Genomic DNA, 19,396 nt, shown 5'->3' on the forward strand with positions numbered 1-19,396 from the left:
TAGCAGGCATTCACTTTGTCTGAATATCATTATGTTATATTATACCACTATGCGTTTTAAATGCACAACAGCTTACCAACTTTACTTACACACGTTCTGCAAATCTTTGAACAGCTTTTGGCGCGAAAGCAGCAACTAAAAAAGCAGTTGTAATGTATTTCCCCTCAGAATCTTTGCTAGTTATTGTTATTGCACCAAACACAATCGCTGCAATCAGCGCAATAAAACTCATGGCTCGCATTGTCGAGTATTTCCCATTATCTTCCTGAAATAATTCGGCAAGCTCTTTTCCATGTTCTGAAGAATTTGGTTGAGTCTCAACTATAGAAGAATGTGTCATTTGATTAACCTCCTAAATGATTAAAGCTTAACTAAGTCCTAACTTAGTTCGAGTGTGGCTACCAACTATTCCATCATCTTCAAGTCCAACAGAACGCTGGAAAGCTTTTACAGCCGTTTGTGTATTTTCACCAAATACACCATCAACTGCTCCTGGATTAAATCCCCGATCGCGCAATCGCTGTTGGAGTTTTATAACGGCTGAACCTGTTGAACCAAAGCGTAGAGTCACAAATGGCGACTCATTTTCTAGCTGTTCGGGAGTGAATTGCATACCTAGCTTATCAGCAACTTGTTTTCTCAAACTGGGAAGTTGACTGTACAGCAAATCACCCGGACAATCAGTATTGCTGAAATCTCTGTGTCCCTTGATATTGAGCGGACTAATATTGCAAGAATCGCATAATGACACACAAAGTTCTACAAGGCTCTCCCATTGCTTTTCACTCATTTGGAAAGTCATGAAATTCCCTTCATTTTCAATACCAGGAGATTGATTGCCGTTGGCTAATTTTCCTGGATCTTGCCCTGCATGGGCTGACTGAATGCAAAACCCTTTTTTCACAGCATCTAGGGAACCGTGCCGACCTTCTAAAATCAACCCTCCGGTTGTATTTAAGAAGTTGTGTCCTGAGTCCGACCAATCATTATCATCCATGTGAAAGTTTTGAATGTTTCGCGCCAACTTAATCGCTCCTTCAAGTGTGCCTCTTGAGGCATCGTTGGGAGGATTTTGGTTGTTTGTATGATGGACAATTACATAGCGGGGAATAGTCATTTGAAAAGGAAATGTTCCAGATTTTGGCGGTCTGGCTCCCCACGCTGCTGCTGTTACAACTTTTGCTGTAAATGACATAAAAAATGACTCCGAATTGTTTAATTTGTAGGTGGAATTTCCCCCACGGAGGGGGCAACTTCTGTTTAGGCTATGGCTTTGAAGTAATGCTCAGCAATCTGCGCGATGAGATCGGCCCTGTCCCGTCCATTCACTATTTTTCTGGCCTTAGAGAAATCGCGTTGATCGCCAACAATGAAATCACTCAAACCTACACCCGTAAAGCTACCATCGCGCATTCCCCGAACTAGAATCATGGCAGCGATTTCAGGGAGAGCGGCTTTTTCTGGATTATCTATCAAATTAATTCCGAGTTTTTCACTCCATATTTGATAGTTGCGACGCCCTGTAATTTGGACGAAACCTCTGCCTTTGAAGCGAGGCCCATCACCGGATTCAGTGTTCCCTAAATCTTCGCGGCCTTCATAATCCCACCCATCAGCTAATTCCATCATCAAACGTCCAAAATGGGATTCATGTTCGGCTGTTGCAAAAACATAGGCAATTTGCCCGCGATCGATGACACCATTACCCTGACATTGATTGAGGATAAGAGGCAAATTTTTCTTGGCAAAGGGACGAATTGCCGACGGGGATTGAGCGATATCTAAAATACGATCGACGCTAGGGAAACCACCTGGCATATCCCAAATCTTGGGTTGGCGAGTAACTATTGCGATTTCTTCTGGCTTCACCTTCAGCAATTCGGCCCAGGTATTGCGATCGACTTTACCTGTTACCTTTAGTCCGCCTGGGACAAATTGGCTTTTATCAGCAGGACGCATCCGTTGAAATTGTTCCACTGCTGCCTTAGTGACAGACCCAAAAGTCCATCAATTTTGGCATCTTTTGGTAATAATCCCCAATCTTTTAAGCGCCTTTGCAGGATTTCGACATCATCAATCAGGTGAGGGGTATCGATAATCCCGTCATTGATTTGTAACTCAACTTTTTCAATCGTCATATTCACAGCTCCAAGTAGTAATGATGTTTGTAGTAAGGACTGAGCGTCCTTTCTTACAGATTTTGGAAAAATGCGGACTAAAGTCCTCACTACAAACCTTTTTTATGGGCGATTCATCCGAGGCGATATCAATCGCCAACCAGTAAAATTTGAGAGTTATTTGGAAATTCGATGCAGCCACATTGTTGCAGTAGAGTCAATTTTGCTACTGTCCCAATTGTCATAAAAAGATAAAGCTTCACGCAAACTAAAAGCATTGCCAGCGGAGGATATCAATTTACGACTGTATAACTTGTTTTCGCCCTTGTTATCTGGTGAAGATGGGGAATTTTTCCGATAGCCTGCGTAGAACCACTCTCCGGCTGGATCGTTCACAAAAAAGTCACCCTTGTCGTTATAACCGCGAATAACTAGAATGTGACCCGGAACAGTCCAATAACCGTGCAATATACATATCTCGCCAGAATCGAGAGAGCGAGTGATGTCTGAAAGACTCCCTTTCAATGTCAAATCATCTCTCAACCCCAAACCCTCTAACAATCTTTTGATGCCATCGGGAGAACCGTGATCGATTCCCAGCCTATCGAAACGTTTTTTAACATCATCTTCGTACTGTGCAAAGGGGCCTAAATCTGCAACTTGAAAGTATTTCAGACACATTGCCGAACTTGTAGCACCGCAAGTGCGCCAGGGTTCAATTTCGTTATCATATTGACTGAAATACGGAACGTTATGATTGACAGCCATAATTTACCTCAAGGTAAGTGTTGTAAAGGATTGATTTAGCCTCAAACCATTTATTTGAGCTGATATTTATACAGTAGCGAGTTGTTATTGTACGGTCGATATAGATAACCTAAGTTGTTAAAGTTCAATCCAAAAACAAAAAAAATGAGGCAACCTCAGTTTAAATAAGTAAACCTCAGTAAACTTCAGGTTATACTCAAGATCCAATGAAAATTTTTTAACGTTATGAATTTTGAAGAAGGGCTGAAACTCGCAGATACCGCCGTATTTGCCAAAACAAACAGACACTTAAAAGATATAGAAGTAATAATTCTGAGGGGATCTTGGGAAGGTCATGAGTATCATAAGATTGCAGAGGCTTACGGATATGCTGCCGAATACCTGATGCAAGATGTTGGCCCCAAGTTATGGAAGCTGCTTTCGGAAGCTTTAGGGGAAAGAGTCAGTAAAAGAAACTTTCAAACGGCATTGGAAAGGCGATCGCACTTGCAGTCAGAGATAGCCGCACAGCCAATTGCACCAGAAATAGCGGAACAATTGGTCAACATCGAGGATTTTGGCGATGTTTCAGGAGTTACAAGCACTCCTTTATGCCAAGATTGGGGTGAAGCGCCGGAAGTCTCAAATTTTTTCGGCCGCGCCGCAGAATTAAATACCCTCAGTCAATGGGTACTCCGCGATCGCTGTCGCTTGGTGGCGCTGTTGGGTATGGGAGGTATTGGTAAAACGGCTTTGACTGCTAAACTGGGAGAACAAATTCAGGGTGAATTTGAATATCTAATTTGGCGCAGTCTCCGTCATGCACCTCCCTTGCTGACAATCTTGACTGAGTTGAACTCATTTGCCAGCAGTTCCCCAGAAACGCAACTGCCAACTACTATAGGCGAGCAAATTTCTTCCCTAATCAAAAGTTTGCGCGATCGCCGTTGTTTGCTGATCCTAGATGATTGGGAAATGATTTTGCAAAGTGGAGATATAGCTGGGTATTACGGAGATGGTTATGAAGGGTACGGTCAACTATTGCAGCGAATCTCAGAAGAAAGGCATCAAAGCTGCTTGCTACTTTTATCGCGAGAAAAGCCTGTAGAGGTTGCATCTTTAGCAGGCGAAACCTTACCTGTACGTGCATTACAAGTTAAAGGCTTAAAACCAACAGATGCAAAAATGCTGTTGGCATCCATTGGTTTTTCTGACTCAGAAAACGGCTTAGACGAACTAATACAAGTATACCGAGGTCATCCGGCTGCACTGAAAATTACTGCTACCACAATTCAAGAGTTGTTTAATGGCAATATCAGTCAATTTATGGGTCAAAGCTCCTTAGTTATTGGCGATATTTTTGCCAATCTACTTAACGAACATTTTCAGCGGTTATCGGATTTAGGAAAAGCTGTCATGTACTGGCTGGCGATCGAACAGCAGCCGATTTCCTGGAACCAACTGAAAGCAAAATTATCAGCAGGCGTTTCTAGTTCAGAATTACTAACAGTATTAGAATCCTTGGTAAGGCGTTCGTTAATCGAAAAAGAGCTTTCTCCCTTTAGTGCTGAAGCAAAATTCACTCTCGAACCCGTGATGATGAAATATCTCACCCATAATTCGATCGAACAAATATGCCAAAATATTCTCGAAGCAATGGAAGCGCAATCCACCGACAAGCTAGGTTTAATCGGAAGTCATGCTTTCGAGCGATCGCCCGAACTCAAGGACACTAAAATTACTCAGCTACACCCGATCTTAACCAAAGTTCGAGAACGCTTAGATTTAACTCCAATAAATAATTATCAAATGCAGCTAAAAAAACTTTTGTCAAAAGTGCGCGAGTGTCCTTCCCCAAAGCTTCAATATGCAGAGAAAAATATTCTCAAACTGCTAGGAGAAACTGAAATATAGAGTGGGGAGGGCGGGTTTATGTAACCGATCTGCAAGCTTTAAATTAGTTGGCGAACCCGCCCCTACAGGTTCTTAAGAGGTTCTATGGTTCCAAATAACTTAATTCATCCAGGATTCATATTGCAAGGTCGCTACCAAGTTATCGATCGCATTGGTGGCGGTGGCTTTGGCGATATTTTTGAAGTAGACGATGGTGGCATTATCAAAGTATTAAAAGTTTTGAATTTAGATAACTTTAATAACCCAGATATTAAGCAAAAAGCCACCATTTTATTTCAGCGAGAAGCAAAGTTCTTAATGAGCCAAAGACACCCCGGCATTCCTCGTGTAGAAAAAGACGGATATTTTAATTGGCCTGAAGGTAGTAGCAAACCGTTACCATGTTTGGTAATGGAGAAAATACCGGGGCAAAATTTACAAAAGTGGATGTTAGCAAGAGCGAATCAACCAATAAATACAGAAACTGCGATCGACTGGTTGACACAACTCACACAAATTCTCAATTTACTGCACCAGCAGCAGTATTTTCACCGAGATATTAAACCGTCCAATATCATGTTAAAGCCGGATGGGAAATTGGTATTAGTTGATTTTGGTGCGGTGCGAGAAGTAACAGAAACTTACTTGCGGCAACAAAAAGAAAATTATACGGGAACTGCGATTATTTCCGCTGGCTATACGCCAAGCGAACAAGCAGAGGGTCATGCAGTACCGCAATCGGATTTCTTTGCTTTGGGGCGTAGTTTTGTTTATTTACTGACAGGAAAAGTGCCGATCGATTTACCTAAAAATCCTGACAATGGTGAATTGATCTGGCGAGATAAAGCAACGCAAGTTTTACCACATTTGGCAGATTTAATTGACCGCATGATGGCTCCTTTTTTTGGCAAGCGACCACAAAACTGCCAGGAAATCTTGCAGATTTTGGCACGAGGAGACGCGCGATCGCCCTTGGAAAGATTGGCGAAACCGTTGCCAGAAATTAAACAATCCATTGAACCCAGTAAAACGAATCCTATTTTTGATAGGATTCGTTTTAACTGGGTAGGCAAACTAGCTCTAGCTAGCTTTTTTTTGCTAGGCGGTTTGTGGACTTTCTCACCCCAGATAGTATTTTATCTTAACAAAGAAGGTTTGAGCAATTACAAAAATCAACGTTTAGATAATGCGGAATTATATTATAAAACAGCTCTATTTTTTCAAGGAAATGATGGAAAAGTTAACTATAACTTAGGCGTAATTTATGAAGACAAACAAGAGTATGACAAGGCTCGCGCTGCATATCAAATTGCTATCAATGCAGGTGTTAATAAAGCTTTAAATAATTTGGCGCGACTGGAAATTTTAGATAAACAATATGCGAAAGCTCTACCGCTGTTAAAAAAAGCTTTACCACTTGCCACAGATATTAAGACAACGTACACTATACACAAAAATTTAGGTTGGGCGCAGTTGGAGTTAGGGCGATATGAAGAGGCTAACAATAACCTGACGAAAGCGATTAATATTTCTAGCGATCGCTCTGTTGCTTACTGTTTGCACGCTGTTCTTTTAGAACGTCAAGGAAATCCACAAAAATCTAGATTTAATTGGAAAAAATGCTATAATAATTTGTCGTCTGAATTGCCTGAAGAACAGAGATGGATACGGCAAGAATTTAGCAAAAATTTTCAAAATTTAAAGTTATAGCGTATCTCCGATAGTCCGGCAGGGGTTTAAACCCCTGCCTCAAAGCACAAGTCCTCGCTTCAGAGGACTAATGAAGATTTCCAAAGTTTATGCGATCGCTTCGCTATCGCGAACAATGAAAAATAATTTAGGTCATGAAAAATAATCATCCATCCAAGCTGACACCAATCAATCTCAAAGGCAAAACATTTACTTACTTTGCTATTTTTGGGCTGACGCCTTTAATCCCGATCGTCACAGCGTCAAATGTTTATCCTGTAATTAATGGATTGCATCCTCAAGTTTCAGGTATCGATCGACCGGAAATGCTAGCGATCGACTGTGAGGATTATACTGCCGATCCTCGCGGGCCTCTTGATGTCTTAATTCCTTATATTATCAGTCCCCGACGCACTTTATTGCTGAACGATCGCCCGAAGTTGCGTTGGAATAAAGTTCCCGGTGTTAATAATTATACTGTGAGTTTAGTGAAGGGCGATCGCACAATTTGGGAAACAAATGTTAATGGAAATGAGGTAGTGTATCCGGGAACACCACAACTGGAACCGGGATTTGTGTATTTACTGGTGGTAAAAGCTGAGAACGGCAGGACATCGGACGAGGAAAAACTGCCCGATCGAAGCTTCCGAATGCTACCAACGACCCAAAAGCAACTGGTGAAAGGGGCGATCGAGCAAATTAACAGTCAAAAAATTGCCGAGAAAACCAAAGCTTTGCAACGTGCTTATTTTTACATCGGTTCCGATTTGAAATCTGAGGCGATCGAGACATTGGAAGCATTGGTAGCAAAGGGTTTTCGAGAAGCTATTGCCTATCGCAAGCTAGGCGATTTATACTGGCAAGAAGGGGTGAGATTGCTGGCAGAGAGCAATTATCTAAAAGCACAGGAATTAGCTAGTGCAGCCAAAGACATCGGGGAGCAAGCGCAGTTAGAGGAGGCTTTGGGGGAGTTGTACGGGGCGATCGGGGAAAAGCAAGAAGCACTTCGCTGGTTGATGCAAGCCATAAACAGTCACAAAGCTTTAGGAAATACGCCAAGAGTCAAGGAAATTGAAACGCAGATTGCCAAACTCAAGGCAAGTTTGGCAAAACCGCAACGCTTTGCCGGAGGATTGGGGAGTTAATTTAGAGAAAATTTTGATTTTTCCCGGAAAAAGTTTTTAGAGGGAGTATGAAATTGGAAATCATGAGGTGAGAGGCAAGAACGAAAATGAGTAATGAAAAATCTGCCAGTCAGGTAGCTGAGGAATTAGTTTCTGTAACAAACGAGTTGAGGCTTGGTGCTGGAGAAACTATTTTAATTTCTCATGTAGCAGATAGCACTCCGATCAAACGACCAATCACAGAGCCTCCTAGTGTCAGACCACCCACTCCCGGTAATATAGTCGATCGTACAGGTTAGGAATTTCTTGTTCTTAAGGCAAATGACCTATTGAGGTAAACTTGTTTAGGGTTAGCTAAAAGTGAGGGAATTATCTTTGATATCAACTTTTATTTTTTGCTACCTGCTTTTGCTCGGCTCCCCCCTGTTACAAAGATCGAATGCTTTAGCGCTGGAAGTGCCAGAACAAGCACAAAATTCCCAAAATACTAAAACTGAAGCAGATAGACTGTTTCAACAGGCGAACGAGCAATTAAATAGCGGCGACCTACAAAAAGCACTGGAAACCTACCAACAAGTTTTGGAGATTGGGAGAAAAATCGGCGATCGCCCAGGTGAGGGGGAAGTTCTTCACAAAATAGGCGTTGTTTACGACCGTCTCAGTCAATATCATCAAGCAGTAGAGTTTTATCAAAAAGCATTAGAAGTGCGTCGAAATTTAGGCAATCGTACTGGGCAAGCAGCTACTCTCCACAATCTTGGAGACGTATATCGATTATTAGGCGAATACCAACCAGCCCTAGAAGTTTTGCAGCAAGCTCTTGCTATTCGTCAGGAGTTTAACGATCTAACAGGAGTTGGTAACACTCTCAATCATCTTGGTGCTGTTTATCAAGAAATGGGGGATTATTATCGTGCTTTAGAGTTCTATCAAAAAGCTCTTACTATTAGTAGAGAAGAGAGAGAGCGAGCTGGTGAAGGACGTGCCTTAACCAATCTGGGAATAATTTACGGAAATTTGGGGCAGTATGTTCGTGCTTTAGAGTTTTATCAGCAAGCGTTAGCGATATTTGAAATTTTAAATAATCCTACTGATAAAGCTCATATTCTCGATCGGACTGGTTCAACCTATAGCGAACTGGGTCAATACTGGCAAGCACTAAACTTATATCAACAAGCTTTAGCTACTTATCAAGCAACAAATAATAAAGTAGGTATGGGAACTACTCTTCATAACATTGGTTTCGCCTATGTTAAACTGGGTCAGTATACTGAAGCATTAAACTCTTATCAGCAAGCTTTAATTATTAGTAAAGAGATTGGCGATATTACAGGATTTGGAAATACCCTTAACAATTTAGGCGTAGTTTACCAGCAGTTAGGTCAGTATTCTCAAGCCATAGATGTCCTCAAACAATCATTGTCAATTTTCCAAAATCTTGGCAATCGTAAGGATCTAGGTGATACTTTGGATAGTTTAGGTACAGTTCATCAAAGAATTGGTCAATATTCCCAGGCTTTGCAATTATATCAGGAATCTTTAGCAATCCGTAAAGAAGTAGGCGATCGCCCTGGAGAAAGAATTACTCTCAGTAACATTGCTGACGTAATCTCCAAACAAAATCAACCAGAATTAGCCATAATTTTCTATAAAGAATCTGTCAACGTTACCGAATCAATTCGCAGCCAATTACGCTCCCTACCCACCGAAGAACAGCGATCTTATACAACAACTGTCGCCGATACCTATCGCCGCCTCGCCGATTTATTACTGCAACAAGACCGAGTTTTAGAAGCACAACAAGTCCTCGATTTACTCAAAATTCAAGAAATAGAAGATTACCTGCATTCCGTGCGGGGAAACGAACAAACGGCACAAGGCATTCCCTTAACTCCTCAAGAACAGCAAATTCGCAACAGGCACAATGAAATTTTAAATAGAGAAATTCAACTAGGCAGAAAGCTTGCTGAATTAGAAAAAATTCCCGTAGCTAACCGCACCTCCCAACAGCAACAAGAAATCGCCACTCTCAGGCAAATGCAGCAGGAAATGCGCGGCACATTCAATGAATTTATTAACTCCCGTGAAATTGTTGCTATTGTCCGACTACTCAGCCCTAATGCTAGAGTACAAACTGTGAATCTAGCTCAACTCAATACCATACGGGGAGACCTATTGCAGCGGTTAGGAAAAAAGGCAGTATTGATTCAGCCTTTAATTTTAGAAGACCGTTTAGAATTGGTAATTACAACTGCTGACTCTCCCCCATTCCGACGTACTGTAGCAGTTAAAAAACAAGAACTCAATCAAGCAATTATGGAATTCCGCATGGCTTTGGGAAATCCCAAATACGATGCCACAATCCCAGCTAAGAAACTTTATAATTGGTTAATCAAACCCCTAGAAGACGATCTGAGTGAAGCACAAGCTAAAAGCATTATTTATGCTCCTGATGGACAGTTGCGCTACATTCCTCTAGCAGCTTTATATGATGGTAAACAATGGTTGGGGCAGCGGTTTGCAATTAATAATATTACTGCTACGAGCCTCACAAAATTCACTGGAGAAACTGCTGCTAAACCTCACATTTTAGCTGGTGCTTTTGCTACGGGTCGTTATAATTTTGAACGGGGGTCTACTCCATTTGCTTTTCCTGGCTTGCAATTTGCGGGGCTGGAAGTAGAAAATTTAGCTGCGATGGTGCCGGGAACTACAAAATTAATCGATCGGGAATTCAATCGTACAACTATGATTCCCCGCTTGCCAGATTATAACATTATTCATTTGGCAACTCATGCTATGTTTGTTACCGGACAACCGGAAGATTCGTTTATTTTGCTAGGTGATGGGGATACAATTACCATGCCCGATATTCAAACTTTAAATCTCCTGAATGTAGACTTGGTAGTATTGAGTGCTTGCGAGACTGGGATAGGTGGTAAACTAGGTAATGGAGAAGAAATTTTAGGTTTTGGCTACCAGATACAGGAAACAGGAGCAAAAGCTGCGATCGCTTCTTTATGGAAAGTAGATGATGGTGGCACTCAAGCTTTGATGGTTGCTTTTTATACGGCGTTGCTGTCTGGAAATAAAAAGGCAGAAGCTTTGCAAAAAGCGCAAATAGCCTTAATTACAGGTAATGATTCAGTGTTGGGTCGATCGGCCAATTTATCAATTTTAGCTCAAACTCGCAGCGGTTTGAAACCGTCAGTGGCCAGTCGTTTGCATCATCCATACTACTGGGCACCGTTTATTCTGATTGGTAATGGTCTTTAAACAGTTGACAGTTGACTGTTGACTGTTGACAGCGAGGTTTTTAGATCGAACTGTTAATAGATTCCGGGAATTATTTTTTTTACTCGCTGGCGGTACTCTGAATAGTCTGGATATTTTTTGGTTAACCAGGTTTCTTCTCGGTTGGCTTTGATGTCGAAAAATATCAGTAAAATTGCAGTAGCTATTAAGTGCGATAGGCTAAGTTGAAAAATTGTCCAAGCGAAAGCTGCTAAAATTAAGCCGCTGTATAATGGATGCCGGACTATTCCGTAAATGCCTGTTTGGACTAATTCTCCGTTTTCTATGGGATACGGTAAAGGTGTGAGGTTTTTTCCTAAGTCTATCAATCCTTTGATGATTAAAATTAATCCGCCTAAGCCGAGAATACTTGCTACACTCCAAGTAAGAGCAAGTAATTGAGTTGATTGAATTTTTAATCCTGGCAGTTGATAAACTGGTAAGATTGCAAATCCTGTGAGCAATCCTCCTTGAAGCAAAACTAAATATTCGCCTCGGCTGTTATTGCGCCAGCCTTCGCGCGTAAAACCCCAGTCTGTTAAAATTTTCATAATTGAAGGAATAAGGAAGTTCGGCAACTGATTCTGTAACGGATGTAACGGATGTCAGTCCGATGTCCGTCGGAAGAAGGGAGAAGGAAGAGGGAAGAGGGGAGAGGGCAGAAGGAAGAGGGGATGAGAAAGTGAACTGTAGGTTGGGTAGAGTGAAGTAAAACCCAACCTACGGCGAACAGCGAACAGTCAACAGTCAACATTCAACAGTCAACAATTAACAAATTTATTCTCGCCAAGGACGAGTCATTAGTTCTAATTGATTGACTTCATCTTGGCTCAAATTCCAGCCTAATGCGCCTGCATTTTCTTGGGCTTGTTTTGCGGTTTTGGCGCCGGGAATGGGGATGACTCCGTTTTGGCATATCAACCAGTTTAGGGCAACTTGGGCGGGCGTGCGATCGCGCTTTCTGCCCATTTTCCGCAGCGTGGACATGACTAATTCAATTTTTTCTAGGCCGCTTTTGCTGAAGCGGGAGTCCATTTTGCGGGCTCCTGTAGGTTGTTCTTGGGCTGTGTATTTGTCGGTGAGCAATCCTTGGGCTAAGGGGCTGTAAGCTAAAATTGTCACTCCTAATTCGCGGGATGCACTCACAATTCCTTGTTTTTCTACTTGCCGCGACAGCAAGGAGTACCGGACTTGATTTGTTGCTAGGGGAACGCCTCTGGCTGCTAGTATTTTATGGGCTTCGCGCATCTGTTCTACTGAATAGTTGCTGACTCCTACTGCTTGAATTCTGCCTTGTTTTACTTCATCGGCTAAGGCGTTCATCAAGGTTTCTTGACTGAGTAAAAAAGTGAACGGCCAGTGCACTTGGTAGAGGGTTATTTGTTCTACTTGCAAGCGTTTTAAGCTGGCACTCAAAGCGTCGGAAACTGATTTTCCTGTAATCCGCCAAGGTACGGGGCCGAATTTGGTTGCTATTTGCACGGGTTGGGTGGTTTTTTTGATAAACTGCCCCAGTAATTCTTCTGACAAGCCGTTACCGTAGACTTCGGCTGTGTCAAAAAAGTTGACTCCGTTGTCAAGGGATGTTTTGAATGCTGCTTCGACTTCGGCGGCGCCGTAGTTGCTGCCGTAGTTCCAAAATAGTTTGTCGCCCCAAGCCCAAGTTCCGACGCACAGGGGAATGACGGCTGGGCCGTTTTGTCCTAGGGTAATGGTTGTCACGGTTGGTAAATCCACAGTTATTGATTCTCTTTATTTTTATATGAATTTATACGAATAATCCCGATCGAGCTTCTAGCCGGGGGAGGAATGGCGGCTGGTGGCGATATCTCAGTTACTATAAGTGCAAATGATGTGTTTATTTGAGTAGTTATGTCGATCGACCGTTTGCCAGATTCAAGATTAACAGATTCCGCGACTCCTGCCATCAAGAGAGTTACCCTCCTGACTATGTTCCGGTTGGGTTTGTTTCAGATGGGATTGGGCATGATGTCGATTTTGACGCTGGGGGTACTCAATCGCGTCATGATTAAAGAGTTGGCGATTCCGGCTACTGTGGTGGCTGGTACGCTGGCTATGCACCAGTTTGTCGCCCCGGCTAGGGTGTGGTTTGGGCAAATGTCTGATGCTAAGCCTTTGTTTGGCCATCACCGCACGGGTTATGTGTGGGTAGGAAGCGTTTTGTTTGTGATTTCTGCTTTTTTGGCGGTGCAGGTAATGTGGCGCTTGGGTAGCAGTTTGGAGGCTGTGGGGTGGACTACTCCTACTTACGGTTGGGTGGGTTTGTTGGGTTTGATTTTTGCGCTTTATGGTATTGCTATTTGTTCGAGTTCGACTCCTTTTGCTGCTTTGTTGGTGGATGTTTCGGATGAGGAGGATCGATCGAAGTTAGTGGGTGTGGTGTGGTCGATGCTGATGGTTGGTATTATTATCGGGGCGATTGTTAGCAGCGGTTTGCTGAAGCAAATTGATGGTGATGTGCCACGGGAAGTGTTGCAGGCTTCGATTAATGGTTTGTTTGTGAAGGTGCCGGCGCTGGTTTTGCTGTTGGTGGGGATTGCCACTTTTGGGGTTGAGAAAAAGTATTCGCGCTACGGGGTGCGATCGTCCGCAGTGAATCGAGAAGATAAAATTACTCTGGGAAGTGCGCTGCGGATTTTGACTGCTAGCCGCCAAACCGGTTTGTTTTTTACTTTCCTGCTGATTATGACAATTTGTTTGTTTATGCAGGATGCGGTTTTGGAACCTTACGGCGGGGAAATTTTTAAGATGTCGATTTCGGAAACTACGCGGTTGAATGCTATTTATGGTACTGGTACTCTGATCGGTTTGAGCGCAACTGGTTTTTTAATTGTGCCGCGCATTGGCAAGCAAAATACGATTAGGTTGGGCTGTTTGTCGGTGGCGGCTTGTTTTGTCTTAATTATTTTATCTGGATTTACTGGGAATCCAATTGTGTTTAAGTCGGCTTTAATGTTTTTTGGTTTTGCTTCGGGAATTACGACGACTGGTGCATTGAGTTTGATGTTGGATTTGACTGCTGCAGAAACTGCTGGGACTTTTATTGGTGCTTGGGGTTTGTCGCAGGCGATGGCGCGGGGTGTGGCGACGATTACTGGCGGTGCTATTTTGGATTTAGGCAGAAGTTTGTTTGGGGTGCCGATGTTGGCTTACGGGTTGGTTTTTGCTGTGCCGGCTGCGGGTATGATTCTGGCTGTTTGGTTGTTGGGTAGGGTGGATGTTGGTGAGTTTCAGGATAATGCTAAAAGTGCGATCGCCACTATTCTTGAAAATGAATTAGACTGATATTTTGGCAGTTGTCACTTGGCAGTTGTCACTTGGCAGTTGTCACTTGGCAGTTGGCAGTTGTTAGTTGTCAGTTGTTATTGCAATAACGAATAACGAATCAGGAACCAATAACCAATAACTAATGACTAATTTTTGGGATTCAATTTTAACTTTTTCTCAGACTACTGTCAAGACAGTCGGGCAGCAGTTTTTGAAGGATTTCGGTTCTGCACAAGCGGATGAGAAGGATGATGGGAGTTTGGTTACGCAATCTGACAATTGGGCGGATGCGGAGATTAGAATTGCGATCGCATCTACTTTTCCCAGTCACGGAATTTTGAGCGAGGAAGGAGAACACGTTTTCCCAGATACGGAATGGTGTTGGGTTGTTGATCCTTTGGATGCTACAACTAATTTTGCTAGGGGAATTCCGATTTGGGGTATTTCTTTGGGGTTGTTGTATCGTGGAACTCCGGTTTTTGGCTACGTGCATTTGCCCCCAATTAATCAGTCTTTTCACGGTTTTTATGCGCCTGATTTTGCGGGCGGCGTGTTTGACAATATGCCTCAAGGTGCTTTTTTAAACGGGCAGCAAATTCGGCCGACTGCTGATAAAATGAGCGGAAATCATATTTTTAATTTGTGTTCCCGGAGTGTGGGAATCGGGCCTCATCTTCCGAGTAAAATTCGGATGTTGGGCATGGCTAGTTACAATTTTTTGACTGTGGCTTCGGGTGTGGCTATGGGAGGGGTGGAAGCGACTCCGAAAATTTGGGATATTGCGGGGAGTTGGGTAATTGTGAAGGCTGCGGGTGCGGTTTGGCTGCCGCTGGAATCCCAGGCGATTTTTCCGCTGGAAGTGGGGAAGAATTACGGCAGGATTTCTTATCCGACTTTGGTGATGAATCGGCAGGAGTTGGTGTCGGTGTTTTTGCCGTTTGTGGAGGCTTGGAAGAAGAAAAAAATGGGGTGATACTATTTTAGATTTTCGATTTTAGATTTTCGATTAAGGAATTACTAATTCCCAAAGGGTTTGAATATAATCTACAGTTTCATTCTTTTTGCGAACTGGTATCATTGGCGATCGCACAAATCGCTCAATTATCAAATAAAACTGCAGGGCAGGCGTGACGGAGGAGTCTCCCACGCCTGCCGTGCTGTTTGGAAGAAATATACCGACCGATGACCGATGGTTTAAGTATGTCTACTCTTGTCTGTTTCTGCCAATCTGCGATCGGGTGGTTTTGTTTTACGTCGATCGGGTGATGCGGTTTTGGTACAATTTGTGGTAAGTTTTCCACGAGCTATTATCTCTAGGAAATAAAATTATACCCGTTTTCAAGTAGAGGCACAAGGGTAAATATATTTACTGCGGTGTTGGAAAAAGTAGATGAGTGGTATGGCTAGGTCGAAGAGTTAGCCTGTGGGAAGATACAAGAATAAACTTTGGAAGAAACTCGGAAAAGTCTGTGGTTTGCGATCGCACTAATCTCGATAGCACAATTCTCGCATCCGATTTGCTGACAGTGGCAGTCCCAATTCTACCAGCGTTTGTAAATACTCGTCAGGCGTTTTTGGCGGATTCTTGAGCCTGATTCTTTGTTTCTCGGCTGCTTTGCATACACCTTCAAACTTTAAGTTGAGAAAGCGCATGATTAACTGATCTGGGTGCAGCGGTTCAATGTTATATTGTTTGAGATTCTCCACAGGAAAATCCCTGAGATTGAAAGTAACGATAAAATCCGCGCGAGAATGAATTGCTGCTGCTAGAACGTGCCGATCGCCCGGATCTGGGAGTTCCAACTCTGGTATAATTGGCTCGTAGCCAGTCACCACACAATTTTTAATGCTTGCATTCATCAGATTTTTGGTTCTGGCAAGCTGTTCTAAGGTGAGATTTAGATTGTTTTGAAGCACGTTTCTCATCCACTCGCCGTGAATCTCTTCTGTCCACCTCGGCTCAAACACATCACCAACTGCTAATTCCATCAGAAAATCGCGGAGTGCGGCTGAATACAAAACATTAGCATCGCAGACAACTTTTACAATTTCCATGAGTTAGTCGTACAAACCGAGTGCTTCTGATTCTGCGACAAGTTCGTCAAGTATTTTACTTCTTTTGTCATAATCCTGCTTTTTATATTTCATTACATCTTCATAACGTATTCGGCGACAGGTACTTACCATTTTGTAAGGAATTTCGCCAGAATCTAGCAACTTCCACACATACTCGCGAGAGACATTGAGTAATGCCTCAACCTGCCAGATATCCAGTTCCTCAGTAATTGGAATCAGCTTGACAGTATTGCCGCTGGTTGTCTGTTGCAAAATCGCTAATAGCAGTGGCAATGCTGCAGCAGGTATGTCAATTGTCTTTCCCTCTTTTTCGTTTAATATCAATTTGAGGGATTCGCCAGACGGATGATTTTGCAAGTGCGATTCTAAAGCGCGGCTACTGGTTTTGGCAACCGCTGCTTCTGCTGCTGTGGGCAAAGCAGGTGCTGAGTCGGGATCTCCGGTGAATGTCATGTTAATTTAGGGGTGAGAATAACAGGCAATCAATTATAATTGTAGCAATTTCAGAATGCGATCGCCAAAATCGAGCAAGGAGGTTAACCTGTGGCATACAGCGACTTTACAACTTTAGCGAAAGTTAGAGAATCTTTTAATTTAACCGTAGAAGAACCTTTAGATTGGTTTAGTGATATCCCAGAGGTACAGCCAAGTTCCTATTTGCAAACTACTTTAACTGAAAACCTGTCTTTAGCTACTGCAATTAATACAGAAAAGGCTCGCGCTGAATTAATTATTGCTCCAATATTATTGGAAGTCAGGCGGCAATTTAATTTTCAAGTTGGTTTTTTCTCTGGTTCAGAATTCAATGTAGATGTAGAAGCGGGCTTAAACGGGTATTGCGATTATATTCTCACTGCATCGAAGGATTCCTATGAAATTCGCGCCCCCGTAATTACTCTCACAGAGGCTAAGAATGAAAGTATTAAATCCGGTTTAGGCCCGTGTATTGCAGAAATGGTAGCCGCCCAATTATTTAATCAGCGCAGCGGAGAGCAAATTGAAAGCATTTATGGGGCTGTTACTACGGGTACTGATTGGAAGTTTCTTAAATTGAGTAACAGTACAATTTTCATTGACAAGCGAGACTTTTTTATTAATGAAATTAGTCGGATTTTGGGCATTTTAACAATGCCGTTTCAAGGCTTTTATTCTATGAATCGCACTTGATGCAGCCAGCAAAATAACAGATACTAGGATTAGGGACACAACATTGCTGTGTCCCTACTGCAAAATGAATTTATTGCTTCAGGCGATTAATTTCGACAGCACATTAGACAACTTAGCACCGAGATTTTCAACAGCGTCCTGCTGTTTGGGATCTTTCATCGTACCGTCAGTATTAAATGCTTCAAAAGCTTGGGGAATTGCTTTCTGATCGGGGAGTACCAATACGTTAATATTCCCCAGGATCGATCGCAAATGCACCAATCCCCGCAAACCGCCCATTCCGCCTGGGGAAGCACTCATAATTACCGCTACTTTGCCAGTAAATGCCACCAATCCCGGTTCACCAGGTGCTGGGCGCGATACCCAATCGATCGCATTTTTCAACACAGGCGTAATTGAACTGTTATACTCCGGAGAAGCTATCAAAAACCCGTCATGCGCTACCATCAATTCCTTCAATTGGCGAGCATTTTCTGGCATTCCCTCTTTTGCTTCTAAATCTTCGTCAAATAGCGGCAGCGGCAAATCGCGCAAATCTACATAAGTAACTTCTGCGCCCGCCGCACTAGCCCCAGCCGCCGCAACTTTTACCAGCAGTTTGTTATATGATCCTTCGCGGGTACTCCCGGCAAATGCCAGTATTTTTGGTCGGTTTGTCATTGATTTTTTTCCTGCTTATTGTTTTTGCGTATAATTGTACTATTTCGAGTGATTCCAAACAAAGTCAGCAATGGGTCTATCTGCCGACAAAACAGGATTGTCACTGGAATTGAGTAAAACAGATCGCATTTTTACATTCCCGACTCCTAAACGCCTCTCGACGCGACTGGGAATGCCGTAACCGTAAATAATGTGTCCTTTCCCCGCCAACACCACAACTTGATAGTCGGGGTTGGCTTTGACAAATTCAGCTATTTTTTCCGCCATAGTTTCGTCCCACAAAACTTGGGCTTGCAAAAATCTTTCAAAAGCCGTACTATTTCCCTGTGCTGCCTTTTGGTGTTGCTGGTAAACTTCTAGCAGCAGTTGCCGATATTCGGCGTTGTCGGTGCGAATTTCGGATATTGGGGGAATGTGCTTTTTTTCCTCGGCTGTGAGGCTTTCTAAACCTTGAGTGGCAACTTTTCTCGTTACTTCGGATGGTGTATTTAAGGCGAGGACGGGTAGTTGATTTTCTTTGGCAAACCGCAAAATGGGGGCGTAAGATTCCCAGGGAAAGCGCCATCTGCGATCGTACTCTGTTTGCTCGACTAATTGCTGTTCAGTCAGTTTACCTGCTAAGTAGTTGTCGATCGCGCTTTGAAAGGGACGCTGAAACATTTCCATCGCGATCGCAATTTTCCGATTTTGCCGCTGCATTTCTCGGATAATCTTTAGTTGAGCTTGGTGGTCTTCCGCGCTATCGTGGGTTTCTCCCAGATACACGACTTTTGCCTTTACCAACTGTTGCAGAATCTCTTGGTTAGTGTAAGTCTGCTGAGGTTGAGGGTTCGCCGTGGTTTGCGCTGTCACTACACTGCTACACAGCAGAAAGATACTAAGCGATAAGGCGCACAGTTTGATGAGTTTGGTTGTTTTCATACAAATATTATGCCGTTTCTCGCAGCAGCAAGCACAGCCGAACTCTACTATTTTAGCTGAGCAGCTAGAAAGCTCAATGCTTAATTTAACTTCATCATTCTCCGCCGTTACTTCTAAAAATGTAAAGTTTAGTTGCAGGTACTTGCGCTTCTAAAAGAAGGTGCTAAATTAATAATATGAAGCGAACAAAAAGCTTCTCTGACAGATACCACATCTAGATACCGCAGCGAAGTTCACAATAGAATCTAAGGAGTAAAACGCTGTCTAATCTCACATCTGTCTCATCAAAAACCAATAGCAGCACCCACCAACAAAGCTGATACTTCCTCAACTAATGAGAGGGGAGCAATGCAACTGAATCCGAGGATTATTGCAACTCCACATCGAAGTTGAAAAAAGAGGAAATCACTCGGTACATAT

At 42.9% G+C, this 19,396-nt stretch carries 20 protein-coding genes; 9 read left to right on the plus strand and 11 right to left on the minus strand.

Translation table 11 applies throughout. From position 1 onward, the window contains the following. Positions 1 to 85: 85 nt before the first annotated feature. The 5 genes from Q5691_RS05310 to Q5691_RS05330 form a co-directional block, all read right to left on the minus strand. Positions 86 to 340, minus strand: coding sequence for a hypothetical protein (locus Q5691_RS05310; RefSeq protein WP_333055503.1), 255 nt, complete (start codon positions 338 to 340; stop codon positions 86 to 88). A 27-nt stretch (positions 341 to 367) separates the two neighbouring features. Beyond that, positions 368 to 1,195 (minus strand): N-acetylmuramoyl-L-alanine amidase, encoded by an 828-nt coding sequence (locus tag Q5691_RS05315; RefSeq protein ID WP_333344089.1) that lies wholly within the window; start codon positions 1,193 to 1,195, stop codon positions 368 to 370. Between the two features lie 65 nt (positions 1,196 to 1,260). Continuing rightward, complete coding sequence (locus Q5691_RS05320; RefSeq protein WP_333344090.1) at positions 1,261 to 1,977, minus strand: hypothetical protein; 717 nt, start codon at positions 1,975 to 1,977, stop codon at positions 1,261 to 1,263. Next, entirely contained in the window at positions 1,917 to 2,138 is a 222-nt protein-coding gene (locus tag Q5691_RS05325; RefSeq protein WP_333344091.1) for a hypothetical protein, read from the minus strand. The genes Q5691_RS05320 and Q5691_RS05325 overlap by 61 nt, the downstream gene beginning before the upstream one ends. 156 nt (positions 2,139 to 2,294) lie before the next feature. Beyond that, positions 2,295 to 2,885: a C39 family peptidase gene (locus Q5691_RS05330; RefSeq protein WP_333344093.1), complete on the minus strand. Its 591-nt coding sequence runs from the start codon at positions 2,883 to 2,885 to the stop codon at positions 2,295 to 2,297. 225 nt (positions 2,886 to 3,110) lie between these two features. Between Q5691_RS05330 and Q5691_RS05335 the strand changes: the two genes are divergently transcribed. From Q5691_RS05335 to Q5691_RS05355, 5 genes are all read left to right on the plus strand, one after another. Further along, on the plus strand, positions 3,111 to 4,778 hold the full coding sequence (locus Q5691_RS05335; protein WP_333344094.1) for an NB-ARC domain-containing protein: 1,668 nt from the start codon (positions 3,111 to 3,113) through the stop codon (positions 4,776 to 4,778). Positions 4,779 to 4,862: 84 nt separating this feature from the next. Further along, complete coding sequence (locus Q5691_RS05340) at positions 4,863 to 6,467, plus strand: serine/threonine-protein kinase (RefSeq protein WP_333344095.1); 1,605 nt, start codon at positions 4,863 to 4,865, stop codon at positions 6,465 to 6,467. Positions 6,468 to 6,601: 134 nt separating this feature from the next. Continuing rightward, on the plus strand, positions 6,602 to 7,591 hold the full coding sequence (locus Q5691_RS05345) for a tetratricopeptide repeat protein (RefSeq protein WP_333344096.1): 990 nt from the start codon (positions 6,602 to 6,604) through the stop codon (positions 7,589 to 7,591). A gap of 86 nt (positions 7,592 to 7,677) precedes the next feature. After that, positions 7,678 to 7,869 carry a hypothetical protein gene (locus tag Q5691_RS05350; protein WP_333344097.1) on the plus strand — a complete coding sequence of 64 codons (192 nt, stop codon included), beginning with the start codon at positions 7,678 to 7,680 and terminating at the stop codon, positions 7,867 to 7,869. A gap of 76 nt (positions 7,870 to 7,945) precedes the next feature. After that, complete coding sequence (locus Q5691_RS05355) at positions 7,946 to 10,846, plus strand: tetratricopeptide repeat protein (RefSeq protein ID WP_333344099.1); 2,901 nt, start codon at positions 7,946 to 7,948, stop codon at positions 10,844 to 10,846. 53 nt (positions 10,847 to 10,899) lie between these two features. Here Q5691_RS05355 and Q5691_RS05360 read toward each other — a convergent pair whose 3' ends face one another. Then, entirely contained in the window at positions 10,900 to 11,415 is a 516-nt protein-coding gene (locus Q5691_RS05360; protein WP_333344100.1) for an isoprenylcysteine carboxylmethyltransferase family protein, read from the minus strand. Between the two features lie 226 nt (positions 11,416 to 11,641). Further along, on the minus strand, positions 11,642 to 12,586 hold the full coding sequence (locus tag Q5691_RS05365; RefSeq protein ID WP_333344141.1) for an aldo/keto reductase: 945 nt from the start codon (positions 12,584 to 12,586) through the stop codon (positions 11,642 to 11,644). Between the two features lie 150 nt (positions 12,587 to 12,736). On the opposite strand from Q5691_RS05365, the gene Q5691_RS05370 reads away from it, so the two are divergent. The 3 genes from Q5691_RS05370 (at position 12,737) to Q5691_RS05380 (ending at position 15,444) form a co-directional block, all read left to right on the plus strand. Next, complete coding sequence (locus Q5691_RS05370; protein WP_333344101.1) at positions 12,737 to 14,170, plus strand: BCD family MFS transporter; 1,434 nt, start codon at positions 12,737 to 12,739, stop codon at positions 14,168 to 14,170. 124 nt (positions 14,171 to 14,294) lie between these two features. Next, positions 14,295 to 15,125, plus strand: a complete 831-nt coding sequence (locus Q5691_RS05375) for an inositol monophosphatase family protein (protein WP_333344103.1) — start codon at positions 14,295 to 14,297, stop codon at positions 15,123 to 15,125. Positions 15,126 to 15,279: 154 nt separating this feature from the next. Continuing rightward, positions 15,280 to 15,444 (plus strand): hypothetical protein, encoded by a 165-nt coding sequence (locus Q5691_RS05380; RefSeq protein ID WP_333216390.1) that lies wholly within the window; start codon positions 15,280 to 15,282, stop codon positions 15,442 to 15,444. A gap of 193 nt (positions 15,445 to 15,637) precedes the next feature. On the opposite strand, the gene Q5691_RS05385 is transcribed toward Q5691_RS05380, so the two are convergent. Both Q5691_RS05385 and Q5691_RS05390 read right to left on the minus strand, forming a co-directional pair. Next, complete coding sequence (locus Q5691_RS05385) at positions 15,638 to 16,207, minus strand: PIN domain-containing protein (RefSeq protein ID WP_333344104.1); 570 nt, start codon at positions 16,205 to 16,207, stop codon at positions 15,638 to 15,640. A 3-nt stretch (positions 16,208 to 16,210) separates the two neighbouring features. Then, a complete protein-coding gene (locus Q5691_RS05390) occupies positions 16,211 to 16,681 on the minus strand; it encodes an excisionase family DNA-binding protein (protein WP_333344105.1) in 471 nt (156 codons plus the stop codon). A gap of 90 nt (positions 16,682 to 16,771) precedes the next feature. Between Q5691_RS05390 and Q5691_RS05395 the strand changes: the two genes are divergently transcribed. Beyond that, complete coding sequence (locus Q5691_RS05395; RefSeq protein WP_333344106.1) at positions 16,772 to 17,395, plus strand: hypothetical protein; 624 nt, start codon at positions 16,772 to 16,774, stop codon at positions 17,393 to 17,395. Positions 17,396 to 17,473: 78 nt separating this feature from the next. On the opposite strand, the gene Q5691_RS05400 is transcribed toward Q5691_RS05395, so the two are convergent. Both Q5691_RS05400 and Q5691_RS05405 read right to left on the minus strand, forming a co-directional pair. Continuing rightward, on the minus strand, positions 17,474 to 18,055 hold the full coding sequence (locus Q5691_RS05400) for an NAD(P)H-dependent oxidoreductase (RefSeq protein WP_333215291.1): 582 nt from the start codon (positions 18,053 to 18,055) through the stop codon (positions 17,474 to 17,476). A 39-nt stretch (positions 18,056 to 18,094) separates the two neighbouring features. Next, a complete protein-coding gene (locus tag Q5691_RS05405) occupies positions 18,095 to 18,976 on the minus strand; it encodes a ChaN family lipoprotein (RefSeq protein ID WP_333344107.1) in 882 nt (293 codons plus the stop codon). Positions 18,977 to 19,396: the final 420 nt, after the last annotated feature.

Source organism: Microcoleus sp. w1-18aA5 (genome assembly GCF_036701705.1).
GTDB lineage: Bacteria > Cyanobacteriota > Cyanobacteriia > Cyanobacteriales > Microcoleaceae > Microcoleus.

What these genes read in the sequence shown, in the direction of transcription:
- Q5691_RS05310 (WP_333055503.1), bottom strand. Translation starts at nt 340, where the DNA reads ATGACACATTCTTCTATAGTTGAGACTCAACCAAATTCTTCAGAACAT.
- Q5691_RS05315 (WP_333344089.1), bottom strand. Translation starts at nt 1,195, where the DNA reads ATGTCATTTACAGCAAAAGTTGTAACAGCAGCAGCGTGGGGAGCCAGA.
- Q5691_RS05325 (WP_333344091.1), bottom strand. Translation starts at nt 2,138, where the DNA reads ATGACGATTGAAAAAGTTGAGTTACAAATCAATGACGGGATTATCGAT.
- Q5691_RS05330 (WP_333344093.1), bottom strand. Translation starts at nt 2,885, where the DNA reads ATGGCTGTCAATCATAACGTTCCGTATTTCAGTCAATATGATAACGAA.
- Q5691_RS05335 (WP_333344094.1), top strand. Translation starts at nt 3,111, where the DNA reads ATGAATTTTGAAGAAGGGCTGAAACTCGCAGATACCGCCGTATTTGCC.
- Q5691_RS05340 (WP_333344095.1), top strand. Translation starts at nt 4,863, where the DNA reads ATGGTTCCAAATAACTTAATTCATCCAGGATTCATATTGCAAGGTCGC.
- Q5691_RS05345 (WP_333344096.1), top strand. Translation starts at nt 6,602, where the DNA reads ATGAAAAATAATCATCCATCCAAGCTGACACCAATCAATCTCAAAGGC.
- Q5691_RS05350 (WP_333344097.1), top strand. Translation starts at nt 7,678, where the DNA reads ATGAGTAATGAAAAATCTGCCAGTCAGGTAGCTGAGGAATTAGTTTCT.
- Q5691_RS05360 (WP_333344100.1), bottom strand. Translation starts at nt 11,415, where the DNA reads ATGAAAATTTTAACAGACTGGGGTTTTACGCGCGAAGGCTGGCGCAAT.
- Q5691_RS05370 (WP_333344101.1), top strand. Translation starts at nt 12,737, where the DNA reads ATGTCGATCGACCGTTTGCCAGATTCAAGATTAACAGATTCCGCGACT.
- Q5691_RS05375 (WP_333344103.1), top strand. Translation starts at nt 14,295, where the DNA reads ATGACTAATTTTTGGGATTCAATTTTAACTTTTTCTCAGACTACTGTC.
- Q5691_RS05385 (WP_333344104.1), bottom strand. Translation starts at nt 16,207, where the DNA reads ATGGAAATTGTAAAAGTTGTCTGCGATGCTAATGTTTTGTATTCAGCC.
- Q5691_RS05390 (WP_333344105.1), bottom strand. Translation starts at nt 16,681, where the DNA reads ATGACATTCACCGGAGATCCCGACTCAGCACCTGCTTTGCCCACAGCA.
- Q5691_RS05400 (WP_333215291.1), bottom strand. Translation starts at nt 18,055, where the DNA reads ATGACAAACCGACCAAAAATACTGGCATTTGCCGGGAGTACCCGCGAA.
- Q5691_RS05405 (WP_333344107.1), bottom strand. Translation starts at nt 18,976, where the DNA reads ATGAAAACAACCAAACTCATCAAACTGTGCGCCTTATCGCTTAGTATC.